Raw genomic sequence first — 12,539 nt, 5'->3', positions numbered from 1 at the left:
TTATGCAATCACCGCTCTGTTTACTCTTCGACAACGACGGCACCTTGGTCGATAGCGAAATCCTGTTGGCGAACGTCATGGCCGAATTGCTTCCGCAGTTCGGTCTGCCCTTCTCGGCCCAGCAGTACATGGAGGAGTTTCGCGGCATCCGCTTCTACACCATCGTGCAGCTGCTCGAAGAGCGTCACGGCGTATGGATGGAGGAGCGCTTCGCGGCGCTAGAAGCCCAGATGCGCGCCCTAATGGAAAAACGTATGCGCGCGCAGCTCAACCCCATCCCCGGCATGCCCGGTGCTTTGCAGGCGCTAGCGGCGCATCCCAAAGCGGTGGTATCCAATGGCCCAGAGCACAAGATTCGCTGCGCCCTGGAAAGCACCGGATTGAGCGATCATTTCGGTGACAACCTGTTTAGCGCCTACACGCTCAACGTGTGGAAACCCAATCCAGCGCTCTACCTTCAGGCCGCTTCCGCCATGGGGTTCGCGCCAGAGGCGTGCGTCGTCATCGATGACGCCGCCGTGGGGGTCGAAGCGGGCCTTGCCGCCGGCATGCAGGTCATTCACCTCAACCACTTCCCCGACGAGGAGACAACGCCGGAAGGCGCCATCGAAATTCGCCATGCCAGCGAATTGGTCGATACCGTGGCACGCCTGAGTCTCTCAGCGCTTAGCTAGCATTTATATAAGAAAACCCCATCTGTGGAAGCAATCAGATGGGGCTTTCTTGATCTACTTCTTAGCTTACTGGCTTCTTGGCTACAGCGTGAGCTGACGCACCGCCGTTTCGACGCCTCGCAGTTCGGCAAGCCCACGTAGGCGACCGTAAAGCGGGTAGCCTGGGGCGGTAGCGCGCTGCCGATCATCGAGAATGTGATGGCCGTGATCCGGTCGCAGCGGTAACCGCGCCCCACCTTCGCGCTCGCGGCGGCGCTCTTCGGTAACGAGGGCGTGAATCACGCCGACCATATCCACATCGCCTGACAAGTGCGGCGCTTCATGGAACGAGCGCGGGTCAGCTTCGCGCTGGGTCGAGCGTAGGTGGGCGAAGTGAATCTGCGGGCCGAAATGTCGCGCCATAGCGATGAGGTCGTTATCCTCGCGCACCCCGTAAGAGCCGGTGCAGAAGGTGATGCCGTTGGCCGGACTGGGCACGCAGTCGATCACCCACTGGGCGTCATCGAAGGTCGAGACCACCCGGGGCAAGCCAAGCAGCGGCCGGGGCGGGTCGTCTGGGTGGATCGCCATGCGAATGCCGGCCTCCTCGGCCACGGGAATGATCGCTCGCAGAAAGTAACCCAGGTTTTCGCGCAGCGCCTCGGCATCGATATGGGCATAGCCCTCCAACGCCTGGCGAAACTGCACCAGCGTGTAGTGCTCCTCGGCACCGGGAAGCCCAGCGATGAGTGTATCGATGAGCGTCGCGCGGCCCGACTCGTCGAGCGTAGCGAGATACTCCTTGGCCTTTCTCTTGTCGGCATCCGAATACTCCGCCTCGGCACCGCTGCGCGCGAGCAGATAGAGATCGAACGCAGCGAAGGCGGTTTGATCGAAACGCAGCGCTCGGGCGCCGTCGGGCAGCGCATGGCTGAGATCCGTCCGCGTCCAATCGAGAATCGGCATGAAGTTGTAGCAGACGGTATCGATGCCGCAGGCCGCCAGGTTTTTGAGCGTCTGGCAGTAGGTCGCGATCAACTCGTCGCGCTCGGGAAGCCCTCTCTTCACCGCTTCGGGTACCGGAACGCTCTCGACGATCGACCAGGTAAGCCCGGCGGCCTCGATCATCGCTTTGCGCTCGTGTATCGCTTGTACCGTCCATACGCGGTCGTTGGGCACGTCGTGCAGCGCGGTGACGATGCCGGTGGCACCGGTCTGGCGAATCTCTTCGAGCTGGATGGGGTCGCTAGGCCCGAACCAGCGCCAGGTATGTTCCATAGCGTTATCCTAATAGCGCCTGTTTAGGCGCGGTGCATGAGTTCGTTGAGCGCTGCTGCCAGGCCTTGCTGGGTTAATCGCTGGTACGAAGCCAGCACGCAGGCCTTGAACCCCTCATGGCGCGCCAAGGCGGCGGGCACGACGGCCTCAATGGCGAGAAACGCCTCGATGAGGGCGCATTCATCATGAGCAAAGCGCCGATGCAGCTCGGCGAAGTGCGCCGCCATAGGGTCATCGACGGAATAAGGCTGATTCGACAGGGTATGGCCTGCGGTGTAGCGAACCCACGCCGCGAACCCCAGCGCTGCACAAGAGGCATCGCGCCCGGCCTCGAGGTTGATCTGGGCAGCGGATAGCCAGCGCTGGGGCAGCTTTTGGCTACCGTCCATGGCGATCTGCTGGAGTTTGTGGCGCAGGCTATCGTTGGCAAAGCGAGCCAGGAGCGAGTCGGCGTAGGCGCTCAGATTCACCTCTTCGGGCATATCGAGCGTGGGCGCGGCCTCATCGCGCATGTAGCGACGCAGCAGCGCCTTAATGTCGTCGCGCTGGACGGCGTCGACGACGGTATCGATATCGTCAAGCGCGCCCAGATAGGCCAACAAGGAGTGGCTGCCGTTGAGCATGCGCAGCTTCATCGTCTCAAAAGGCGCGACATCGGCCACCATGGTCACGCCCTCCTCTTCCCACTGCGGGCGACCCAGCGGGAAGTGATCCTCCACGACCCACTGCGAGAACGCTTCGCACACCACGGCATTGGCATCCTCGACGCCGAGCGCTTTAAGCGCCTCGAAGTCAGCGGGCGTCATCGCGGGGACGATACGGTCGACCATGCTGCAGGGAAAGGCGACCTGTTCAGCAATCCATTCGGCCAGTGACGCATCGCGCTGACACGCCAGTTGAATGACGGCCTGACGCGTGCGTTGACCATTGTCGGGCATATTGTCGCAGCAGAGCACCGTGAACGGCGCCGTATTGCGCGCCCTGCGCTGGGCCAGCGCCTCGACTAAAAGCCCTGGCGCCGTGCGTGGCTGCGTCGGCGTAGCGATATCGGCCTGGATCATCGGGTCGCCGAGCAGAAGCTCGCCGCTGGCGGGGTTGAGGAAGTAGCCTTTTTCGGTGATGGTTAGCGTCACGATACGGGTATCAGCGGCGGCCATGCGAGCGAGCAGTCGATCGAGGTCTCGCCCCCACTGTTGCTGACCATCACGACCGCTAAACAGCGTCTCTTCAATGACGCCCACATGGCGTAGGGTAAGCGTTTCACGGTCGGCGTACTCCGCTACGTGATAGCGGTGGCCTGCCTCATGCAGCCCATCCACCAAGGCAAGCCCAGTGCGTAGGTTGGCACTGCTCACCGCCCAGCTCGTATCTCCTGAGCGCTTGCGGTAGCGCTCGAGATACACCGCCTGGTGCGCGCGATGGAAGGCGCCAAGGCCAAGATGCACGATACCGATCTGGCCTGATGCAGGCGCGGCCTCGATACGCTCTACGGATATACGTGCTTGAGACCTACGTGCTTGAGACATAGATGATTGGTACGCGCGTGGTTCGGCCATGCTTAATTACTCCCCATAAGTAAATTGGGTAGCCAAAGCGAGAGCGCCGGCACGTAGGTGACGAGGAAAAGAACCGCCAGGTTGCAGAGGATGAAGGGAACGATGGCTCTGGCGACCGTCAGCATCGGCAGTTTGCCGATACCAGCGACGACGAACAGACAGACGCCGACCGGGGGCGTAGTCAGGCCGATCATCAGATTCAACACCGCGATGACGGCAAAGTGCACCGGATCGACGCCAACGCCCGTGGCCACACCTACCAGTGCGGGAAATAGAATGATCAGCGCGGCGATGGTTTCCATGAAGGCGCCGACGAAAAGCAGAATCAGGTTGAGAATCAGCAGGACGATCAGCGGATTTTCGCTAATGGAGAGAATCAGGGCGGCGATCATCTGGGGGATTTGCTCGCTGGTGAGAATCCAGCCGAACAGGTTCGCCAGCCCCACCATCAACAATAACGCCGACGACGTGAGCACCGTATCGACTAGAATGCCCGGCAGCTTACGCCAAGAGAGCCCCTTGTAGACGAACATGCCCACCACGAGAGCATAGAGGCAGGCGACGATGGACGCCTCGGTAGGCGTGAAGAAGCCGCCGATGATGCCGTAGAGAATGATTACGGTCATCAGTAGCGCCCAGAAGGCCGTCTTGGCTTCGCGCAAGAGCTGCAAGAGCGGTACCCGCTTCTCTTTGGGATAGCCACGACGCACCGCCAGAATATAGACGGTCACCATCATCGCCAAGCCCATCAGAAGTCCCGGAATGGCGCCCGCGAGGAACATCCTGCCTACCGAAATACCGCTCAAAGAACCGGCAATGATCATCGGTACACTGGGCGGAATGATTGGGCCCACGGTTGACGAGGCTGCGGTGACGGCGGCGGCAAAGGGCTTGTCATAGCCCGAGCGCGCCATACCAGGAATCATCACCGAGCCGATACTGGCCGAATCGGCCACTGCAGTACCGGAAATACCGCCGAAGATCATCGAGCCGCCCACGTTGGCAAGCCCTAGCCCGCCACGAATGTGGCCGAGCAGCGCATTGGAGAAGCGCACGATGTGTTCGGTGATATTGCCCACGTTCATTAGATTACCGGCAAGAACGAAGCCGGGGATGCACAGCAGCACGAAGGTATCGATTCCCGCGTACATACGCTGGGGTACGATAGTAAGCGAAATACCCTCCAGAAGCAGATAAGCGAGCGAGGCGATCCCCAACGAAAAAGCGATGGGTACCCCGACGATGAGCAGCAGCAAGAAAACGCCGAACAGCACGATGACTTCCATGCTCAGGACTCCTGGGTAGGTGAGGCGTTGGGTTTCACCACGGCGAGAAGCCCTTCGAGACACCCCAGTACGCTATAGAGCGACAGAAGCCCGAAGGTAACGACAGTGGAGAAGAAGATGTAGAGCATGGGAACGCGCAGCGTTGGCGAGGTTTGCCAGGCGCCGTTTTGGGCATAGGCCCAGGCGTAGGGCAGCACCATGACGGCAAATACGCCGATACACAGACAGATCAACGCCTGGAAAGCCCCTTTCCCACGTGGCCCTAATAGATGGTGGAAAAGCTCGACGCTGACGTTACGGTGGCGCCGCAGCACCACACCCGCGGAGAACGCCACCATATAAATGAACAGATAGCGCGAGAGCTCCTCGGTCCATGAAATGGAGAAAGGCAGAAACAGCCGTGAACACACCTGCAGCAAAACCGTGAAGGCAATGGCCACCAGGGTCAGCACCGCCAGGGTTATGAATACTCTATCGATCAGCCCGATCACGAAGCCGATAGGCCCCTTGAGGGTCGGCACCGACGACATCGAATCCAGACTCTCCAGCGCCTGCTCTTCCAACGCCTTGTGATTCGATTCCATCAACGTATCCTCGAAGACATGCACTCGGCAGACGCCCATACGCCCGCCGAGTAACGCGGGTGGGCTCAAAGCGCCTGAATGGCCTCGAACAGCGCGCGCTGTTCGTCATTCAACGCTTCGGTGACGGCGGGAAGCGCACGCTCGGCGAAGGTTTCTTGATCGACTTCGACGAACTCCATGCCGCGCTCGGTCAGCGCCTGCTCCAGACGCTCCTGATCTTCGACGAACAGATCGGCCTCATAGGCCTGCATTACCTCGGCAGCGTCACGTACGACCTGCTGGAGATCGTCGGGCATGCGCTCGAGCTGGTTGCGGCCGATGACCACGTAGATCCAGCTACGTACGTGACCGGTCATGTTGACGTAGTCCTGTACCTCGTTGAGGCTGGCGCTTTCGATCAGGCTCAGCGGGTTCTCCTGCCCTTCGATGGTGTTTTGCTGCAGCGCGGTAAACACTTCGCTAAAGGCCATCGGCGTAGGGCGTGCTCCCATGGCTTCCCAGGTATCCACGAACAGCGGTACGTTGGGTACACGCAAACGCAGACCATCGAGATCATCAGGGGTGCGAATGGCGCGGTTGGCGGTCAATTCGCGCGGGCCACGCTCGAACCAGGTCAGCGGCACGAGGTTGGTACGCTCGATCACCTGCGCTTCGATCTCTTCGCCAATCTCGCCGTTAACGGCGGCGCGCATGTGCTCCGAATCGCGGAAGGCGTAGGGTACGGCCATCATCGCAGCTTTAGGTGCCCAGTTCTGCAGGCTCTCACCGGTGATGGTCATATCGGCCGTGCCCAACTGAATGCTGTTGATCACGTCCATTTCGCTGCCGAGCTGCTCGTTAGGAAACAGCAGCACTTCGATACGCCCTTCGGAGTTGGCCTCTACCTCTTCCTTGAACTTCTCCGCCGCCTGGTGCCAGATGTTCTGCTCATTGGCGAGGTGACCGAAACGCAGCGTGTAGTCGGCGGCCCAAAGCGAGCTACTTCCCAGCATGACGGCACTGGCCAGGGCACCGGTAACGAATTGCTTCAACATGGTATTTCTCCTGCACGTGGCATTGTGTTGTTAGTAGTGCATTGCGTGAGTGCATGCGTGGTTGGCGTGCACGCGTCAGGCCTCGATGCGAACGAGCACCTTGCGCGCTTTTTCGGGATGATGCTCGAGCATATCGATGGCATCGGGCATCTCGCTTAGCGGTAGCCGGTGACTCACCAGCGCCAGGGGATCGAGCTTGCCTTCCGTCATCAGGGACAGCACCTCCGGAAACTTGCGGTTGTTGAGCCGCGAGCCGACCAGTGTCAGCTCTTTCTTGATCACTTCGAGCTGAACCAGCTCGCTGGGTGTTGCGCTAAAGCCCAGCAGACCGATGCGCCCAGCCGGAGAGGCGACGCGCAGCATCTGCGCCAACAGCGCCGGAACACAGGCGGCATCGGCAATTAGCGGTATCCCTTCGCCGTCGGTGAGGGCCATGATCTCTGCTTCGACGTCGACCTCACGGCTATTGAGCGTATGCGTGGCTCCAAGCTCGCGCGCCAGCGCCAAGCGCTCGTCGATGATGTCGGTGACGATGATCTCGCCCAACCCAATCGCCCGCGCCATTTGCAAGATGGTGAGGCCGATCACGCCCGCGCCGAGAATCAGCAGCGCATCGCCCGGATGCGGCTGCATCCGATCGAGCACGTTGGCGGCGATGGTATAAGGTTCGACCAGCGCGGCCGCGTCCAAGCCGATGTGATCGGGCAGAACATGGACGTTGGCGGCAGGCACCACGACACACTCCTCGAAGCCGCCATGGCGATGCACGCCGATGACCTCTAGCGAGCGGCAGACATTGGGTCGGCTAATGCGACAGGGATAGCACTCACCGCAGCTGATGACCGGGTCGATACACACGCGTGCTCCTACGCCCACCTCCGTAACGCCCTCGCCTACGGCATCGATGACGCCAGCGAACTCGTGCCCGGTGATGCGCGGGTAGCGCACGAAGGCGTTGTCACCGTGGATGATGTGCATATCGGAGCCACAAATGCCGGCAAACGCTACGCGTACGCGCACCTCACCCGACCCAACGCTTGGCAGTTCGGCTTCGACCACGGCAAAATCGTGGGGGGCATTGACCTGAAAGGCTTTCATGGCGATTTCCTCGTGTTATCCAAGCGCATCGTGGCCGTTACCGTCCTGCTTACCAGTGCCATAGCGTGCCGTCCTCGAGCCGGTTCACCGGCAGGCTTGCCCGCTTGTAGGGGTACTGTTTGGCCAGCATTTCATCGATATCGACGCCGTGCCCCGGCGTTTCACCGACGATGAAATGCCCCGCTTCGAAGCGATAATCGTGAGGGAAGACGGCATTGGTTTCGTCGGTATGCGGCATGTACTCCTGAATCCCGAAGTTGGGTACCCAGGTATCGAAATGCACGGCGGCGCCCATGCACACCGGCGAGAGATCCGTCGGGCCGTGGAAACCGGTACGCACGTGATAGAGCCCGGCCAGATCGGCAATGCGCCTAACGTGAGTAATGCCCCCGGCGTGGGTCAGCGTGGCGCGAATGTAGTCGATCCACTGATTCTCGATCAGCGTTTTGGCATCGAAGAGGCTATTGAACACCTCGCCGACGGCCAGCGGCGTGGTGGTGTGCTGGCGAATCAGCCCAAAGCCTTCCTGGTTTTCCGCTGGCACGCAGTCTTCGAGCCAGAACAGGTTGTAAGGCTCTACCGCTTTGCCTAGGCGAGCCGCCTCGATCGGCGTTAGGCGGTGGTGCACGTCGTGCAGCACGTGCAGGTCGTCACCAAAGCGCTCGCGCACGGCGGCAAAGAGCTTGGGTACGTGATTCAGATACTTGCTCGTGCTCCAAACGTGTTCGGTCGGCAGGTCCGCATCGGCGGGCTCGTAAGGTTCGCCCTCTTTCTTGGCCACGCCGTAAATGCTGGCGATCCCCGGCACCCCTGCCTGAACGCGCACGGCTTTATAGCCCTGCTCGACGTGGCGAGCGACCTCTTCGAGACACGATTCGATATCGCGACCGGTAGCATGACCATAGACCATGACGCGATCGCGGCTCTTGCCCCCTAACAGCTGATAGAGCGGCATACCGGCAAGCTTTGCCTTGATATCCCACAGCGCCATATCGACGGCGGCAATCGCGCTCATGGTCACGGGGCCACGACGCCAGTAGGCACCGCGATAGAGGTAGTGCCAGATATCTTCGATACGCTGCGGATCGCGGCCGATCAGCGCTGGAATCACGTGCTCCTCGAGATAGGCCACGACCGCCATTTCGCGGCCGTTGAGTGTGGCATCTCCGATTCCGTAAGTGCCTTCGTCGGTGACGATCTTCAGCGTGACGAAATTGCGCCCCGGTGAGGTGACGATGGTATAGGCGTGTTCGATTTTCATTGGTTAGCCTCCTCGATGAGCGCTGCCGTTTCCTGAGCATCGAACATCTCGGGAAAACGCCGAACCAGGTCGGGAAGAGAGATGAATATTTCACGTAAGTGGCGGCGCATGGCCTGCTCCGCGCACCGTTCATCGCGCGCTTCGATGGCGGCCACGATCTCGGTGTGTTGCTCGATCAACCGCGCGATAGGGGTACTGTCCGGCACGCTGAGATAGCGCACGCGGTCCATCTGGACACGCACGTCCTCGATTACTTTCCAGGCAGCGCTTTGCTGAACGCCAAAAGAGAGCGCGCGGTGAAAGGCCTCGTCTAGTTGGTAAAAACGGGCGTAGTCGTGTGGCGCCACACATTGGCGCTGGCGTTCGAGTAAATCGTGCAGCTCGGTTAGCACCTCCGGCGCAAGGCCCCGCACAGCGGCCTGCCTTGCCACGGCAATTTCTACCGCTTCGCGCACAAAACGCGCTTCTAGCACGGCGCGCTGGGAAATCTTGACCACATAGGAGCCGCGCTGAGGGCGCACCTCAATGAGCCCCGCCTCAGAAAGCCGAATGAACGCTTCGCGTACCGGCTGACGGCTGACCGCAAAGGCGTCGGCCACCTCCTTCTCGGATAGCGCTTGCCCCGGCGTTAGCTGCATTTGAATGATCGATTGGCGCAGCACGCGATAGAGCCGCTGACGTACCGGTTCGGTTTCCGGCATCTCTTGCCACAGCGCTTCTCGATGCAGTGCCTGAAGTGTCGTGTTCACACGCGTGTCCTTAGGGTTAGCGGTGCTCGATGCAACTAGTATGGTAGTATGGCGAAATAAGAAAAAGCCCTATATACGTATACTTTGGTAGGTATTCGTCGGCTTTCAGGTGGCATATGGCGACGAAAAAGAAACAATGGCAGGACAACCAAGGAGCCCCCATGAAACGTCAGCGCTATACAGGAAAGAGCTATGCCAAAGCGGTCAACATCGAGGATCTAGAACGCATCGCCAAGAAAAAGCTGCCTAACTTCGTGTTCGAGTACGTCTACGGTGGCAGCGATGACGAGCATACGCTGCGCCATAACCGTCAAGTGTTCGATGAGTATTTGTTCGAACCCAAAACGATGACCAACGTGGGGGTTCGCGATTTACACACGCAGCTTCTAGGCAACACCTATCAGATGCCGCTGGCGATAGGCCCTACAGGGTTCAACGGCATGCTCACCCGCGATGGTGACTTAAAGCTCGCCCACGCTGCCCGGGAGCTGGGTATCCCCTTCGTGCTCAGTAGCGTTTCGACCACGCGCATGGAAGATATCGTTGCCATCGAAGGACTCACCGCTTGGATGCAGATCTATTTCTATCGCGACCGTGATTTCGTCAAATCGATGATCCAGCGCTGTGCGAGAGCGGGTTTCGAGGCAATCGTGATCACGACCGATAGCGCGATCTATGGCAACAGAGAGTGGGACGTACGCAATTTTCGCCGCCCGATGAAGCCTTCGCTTCCCAACCTTATGCATTTGCTTACCAAACCTGGCTGGATCAAAGACGTGCTGATCCCCGACGGACTACCCACGTTCAAGAACCTGGATGACCTGCTGCCACCGGATAAACGTAATGCTCAAGGTGCCTCGCAGATCATCGGCCCTCAGCTCGACCCTTCGTTGAACTGGGATGATATGGCGTGGCTACGCGAGCTCTGGCCGGGCAAGCTGATTCTCAAAGGCATTCTCTCCCCTGCCGAGGCCGAGCAGGCCGCAGCATACGGCATCGATGCCCTGGTGCTCTCCAACCATGGCGGGCGCCAGCTCAACCACTCGCTCTCCCCCATGGACACGCTGGCTGAAGTCAAAGCGGCCGTGGGCGAACGCTGCGAGCTCTATGTCGATAGCGGCTTTCGCCGCGGCACCGATATCATCAAAGCACTGGCACTCGGCGCCGATGCCGTGTGGCTGGGTCGCGCAACGCTTTACGGCCTCGCGGCGGGCGGGCAGCCTGGGGTCGAACACGCACTCCGACTGATTAAAAAAGAGATGGAAGCAACGCTTGGCTTGCTCGGCCACACCCAGCTGGCTGAACTAGAAGCCAGCTGTTTGCGCCATCGAAAATAGTTTCGACGCATTGATCCAGCGCACTGAGTAGCCGTCGCTTACGCGATACAGTGCGTGGCAGGCAACCTGGGTGAGTAGTCTTAATGCTCGAACACTACATGACACTGAAGCATCTACACATGACGGCCGCTTTTGCCAGTCTCGCCTTTTTCATCGTTAGGGCATGGTGGTCGGTACAAAGCCTTCCCCTGCTTCAGGCGCGCTGGGTAAAGATCGTTCCGCACATCATCGATACCGCCCTGCTAACGCTTGGCGTCATGCTCGCGGTAATGCTCAATTTCTGGCCCCTACCCAGCTGGCTAAGCGCTAAGCTCGCGGGTCTAGTGATTTATATCGTCTTAGGTACGGTAGCCATCAAGCGCGGCGCCACCCCCACTATTCGCGCGGGGGCTGCCGTTGCCGCCGTTGCGGTGTTCATCTACATAGTGGGGGCGGCGATCCGTCATGATCCTCTTTCTTGGTTAGCTTGAGTTTGCGGCTAATCAGGCAGCACTAAGCGCCTTGGCAGGTCCAAAATGCTCGAAGTGGCGGTGCGAGGCAGGTACGCCGAGCTGCGTTAGGTAGGCATTCACGGCACCCATGAAGCCGTGAGGGCCGACGAAATAGCAGCGCGCGTTCGGCGCAAGGTGTTTAGCGAGTATCTCTTGCGTGATACGGCCTTGGTAGTCCCCACTGGTCTCTTTTTCGAATACCGTCACCACCCGTAGCTGCTGCGGGTAGGCCTCGGCCAGCTCTTCCAGCATCTGGGTAAAGGCCCGGTGGTCTGAGTCGAGGGCGGCGTGTAAGTAGACCACCGAACGGCCTTGTTGCAGCGCATCTTGGGCGATGGGCAGTAGCGGGGTTTGACCAATGCCGCCGCTGATCAGTAACAGCGGCTCGTCACCGGGTATCAGCGTTAGCTCTCCTGCAGGCGGTAATAGCTCGAGAACATCACCGACGCTCAACTGATCGTGGAAGTAGCGGCTTACGACACCATGCGCTTCGCGCTTGATCGATAGCTGATAGGAGCGGCCGTTGGGCATGGCCGAAAGGCTATAGTGGCGATGCACTGGCTCACCGTCGATACGCAGCTTGACGCCGATGTACTGCCCTGGCGCGTGTTCGGCAACCGGCCCCCCATCCTCAGGCGTCAGTACAAAGGAACGGATCACGCTGCTCTCCTGGCGAATCGCTTCGATGACAAAACGCCGTGGGCCACGCCAGCCGCCAGGTTTCTGCTCGAAAGCCCGATAGCGCTGCTCTTCGAGTTCGATCAAAAGCCCCGCAAGCTCTTGATAAAGGGCGCCCCAGGCATCGGCGATCTCGGGCGTTACCGCCTCGCCCAGCACTTCAGCGATGGCGGCCATCAAACACTCCCCCACGATGGGATAGTGGTGCGGCCGGATATCCAGTGAAACGTGCTTGTTGACCACCGTTTCCATTACCTGACGCGCTGTTTCCGGTGATTGACGCACCTTGACGTAGGCCAATACCGATCCGGCAAGTGCTCTTGGCTGAGCGCCATCCTGCTGATGCGTTTGGTTGAACAGCGCCTTTACTTCAGGGTAGCGCTCGAACATCAGCGGATAGAACCGCTGGGTGATGGTCTCAAGATGTTCGGCAACGACTGGGGCCGTAGCGGCAATAACGGCTTCTTGTGCTGGCGTCAGCATGATGCTCTCTCCTTCTATCACTGGGTCTTTTTTAAAGATGCATATTTTATA

At 59.8% G+C, this 12,539-nt stretch carries 12 protein-coding genes; 3 read left to right on the top strand and 9 right to left on the bottom strand.

Going from position 1 to position 12,539, the window contains the following annotated elements; all coding sequences use genetic code 11:
• Nucleotides 1–2: 2 nt before the first annotated feature.
• Nucleotides 3–674: an HAD family hydrolase gene (locus tag LLY24_RS07685; protein ID WP_259035696.1), complete on the top strand. Its 672-nt coding sequence runs from the start codon at nucleotides 3–5 to the stop codon at nucleotides 672–674.
• A gap of 81 nt (nucleotides 675–755) precedes the next feature.
• Here the strand turns inward: LLY24_RS07685 and uxuA are convergent, their stop codons facing one another.
• From uxuA to LLY24_RS07645, 8 genes are all read right to left on the bottom strand, one after another.
• A complete protein-coding gene (uxuA, locus tag LLY24_RS07680; protein WP_259035695.1) occupies nucleotides 756–1,931 on the bottom strand; it encodes a mannonate dehydratase in 1,176 nt (391 codons plus the stop codon).
• Nucleotides 1,932–1,954: 23 nt separating this feature from the next.
• Nucleotides 1,955–3,487 (bottom strand): mannitol dehydrogenase family protein, encoded by a 1,533-nt coding sequence (locus LLY24_RS07675; RefSeq protein ID WP_259035694.1) that lies wholly within the window; start codon nucleotides 3,485–3,487, stop codon nucleotides 1,955–1,957.
• Nucleotides 3,488–3,489: 2 nt separating this feature from the next.
• Nucleotides 3,490–4,773 carry a TRAP transporter large permease gene (locus LLY24_RS07670; protein WP_259035693.1) on the bottom strand — a complete coding sequence of 428 codons (1,284 nt, stop codon included), beginning with the start codon at nucleotides 4,771–4,773 and terminating at the stop codon, nucleotides 3,490–3,492.
• A gap of 2 nt (nucleotides 4,774–4,775) precedes the next feature.
• Nucleotides 4,776–5,357, bottom strand: a complete 582-nt coding sequence (locus LLY24_RS07665; RefSeq protein WP_259035692.1) for a TRAP transporter small permease — start codon at nucleotides 5,355–5,357, stop codon at nucleotides 4,776–4,778.
• Between the two features lie 65 nt (nucleotides 5,358–5,422).
• Nucleotides 5,423–6,391: a TRAP transporter substrate-binding protein gene (locus LLY24_RS07660; protein ID WP_259035691.1), complete on the bottom strand. Its 969-nt coding sequence runs from the start codon at nucleotides 6,389–6,391 to the stop codon at nucleotides 5,423–5,425.
• Nucleotides 6,392–6,466: 75 nt separating this feature from the next.
• The gene (locus tag LLY24_RS07655) at nucleotides 6,467–7,489 is read right to left on the bottom strand and encodes a Zn-dependent oxidoreductase (protein ID WP_259035690.1); all 1,023 of its coding nucleotides are present in this window, start codon (nucleotides 7,487–7,489) and stop codon (nucleotides 6,467–6,469) included.
• Nucleotides 7,490–7,538: 49 nt separating this feature from the next.
• A complete protein-coding gene (manD, locus tag LLY24_RS07650) occupies nucleotides 7,539–8,750 on the bottom strand; it encodes a D-mannonate dehydratase ManD (protein WP_259035689.1) in 1,212 nt (403 codons plus the stop codon).
• Entirely contained in the window at nucleotides 8,747–9,499 is a 753-nt protein-coding gene (locus tag LLY24_RS07645; protein ID WP_259035688.1) for a GntR family transcriptional regulator, read from the bottom strand. Before LLY24_RS07645 ends, manD begins: the two co-directional genes overlap by 4 nt.
• A gap of 161 nt (nucleotides 9,500–9,660) precedes the next feature.
• Here LLY24_RS07645 and LLY24_RS07640 point away from each other — a divergent pair, with 161 nt between their 5' ends.
• Together LLY24_RS07640 and LLY24_RS07635 are read left to right on the top strand one after the other, a co-directional pair.
• Nucleotides 9,661–10,836 (top strand): alpha-hydroxy acid oxidase, encoded by a 1,176-nt coding sequence (locus tag LLY24_RS07640; protein WP_259035687.1) that lies wholly within the window; start codon nucleotides 9,661–9,663, stop codon nucleotides 10,834–10,836.
• A gap of 98 nt (nucleotides 10,837–10,934) precedes the next feature.
• On the top strand, nucleotides 10,935–11,306 hold the full coding sequence (locus tag LLY24_RS07635) for a SirB2 family protein (RefSeq protein WP_259035686.1): 372 nt from the start codon (nucleotides 10,935–10,937) through the stop codon (nucleotides 11,304–11,306).
• A 12-nt stretch (nucleotides 11,307–11,318) separates the two neighbouring features.
• Here the strand turns inward: LLY24_RS07635 and hmpA are convergent, their stop codons facing one another.
• Nucleotides 11,319–12,488, bottom strand: coding sequence for an NO-inducible flavohemoprotein (gene hmpA / locus LLY24_RS07630; RefSeq protein WP_259035685.1), 1,170 nt, complete (start codon nucleotides 12,486–12,488; stop codon nucleotides 11,319–11,321).
• Nucleotides 12,489–12,539: the final 51 nt, after the last annotated feature.

The organism is Halomonas dongshanensis, from assembly GCF_024790395.1.
In the GTDB taxonomy this organism is placed as follows: Bacteria; Pseudomonadota; Gammaproteobacteria; order Pseudomonadales; family Halomonadaceae; genus Vreelandella; species Vreelandella dongshanensis.
Note: the sequence above shows the minus strand (reverse complement) of the source record. Positions and strands in the feature narration are given on the sequence as shown.

Excerpts from the sequence above, each read along its gene's own strand:
- LLY24_RS07685 (WP_259035696.1), top strand. The coding sequence starts at position 3 with ATGCAATCACCGCTCTGTTTACTCTTCGACAACGACGGCACCTTGGTC.
- uxuA (WP_259035695.1), bottom strand. The coding sequence starts at position 1,931 with ATGGAACATACCTGGCGCTGGTTCGGGCCTAGCGACCCCATCCAGCTC.
- LLY24_RS07675 (WP_259035694.1), bottom strand. The coding sequence starts at position 3,487 with ATGGCCGAACCACGCGCGTACCAATCATCTATGTCTCAAGCACGTAGG.
- LLY24_RS07670 (WP_259035693.1), bottom strand. The coding sequence starts at position 4,773 with ATGGAAGTCATCGTGCTGTTCGGCGTTTTCTTGCTGCTGCTCATCGTC.
- LLY24_RS07665 (WP_259035692.1), bottom strand. The coding sequence starts at position 5,357 with ATGGAATCGAATCACAAGGCGTTGGAAGAGCAGGCGCTGGAGAGTCTG.
- LLY24_RS07660 (WP_259035691.1), bottom strand. The coding sequence starts at position 6,391 with ATGTTGAAGCAATTCGTTACCGGTGCCCTGGCCAGTGCCGTCATGCTG.
- LLY24_RS07655 (WP_259035690.1), bottom strand. The coding sequence starts at position 7,489 with ATGAAAGCCTTTCAGGTCAATGCCCCCCACGATTTTGCCGTGGTCGAA.
- manD (WP_259035689.1), bottom strand. The coding sequence starts at position 8,750 with ATGAAAATCGAACACGCCTATACCATCGTCACCTCACCGGGGCGCAAT.
- LLY24_RS07640 (WP_259035687.1), top strand. The coding sequence starts at position 9,661 with ATGAAACGTCAGCGCTATACAGGAAAGAGCTATGCCAAAGCGGTCAAC.
- LLY24_RS07635 (WP_259035686.1), top strand. The coding sequence starts at position 10,935 with ATGACACTGAAGCATCTACACATGACGGCCGCTTTTGCCAGTCTCGCC.
- hmpA (WP_259035685.1), bottom strand. The coding sequence starts at position 12,488 with ATGCTGACGCCAGCACAAGAAGCCGTTATTGCCGCTACGGCCCCAGTC.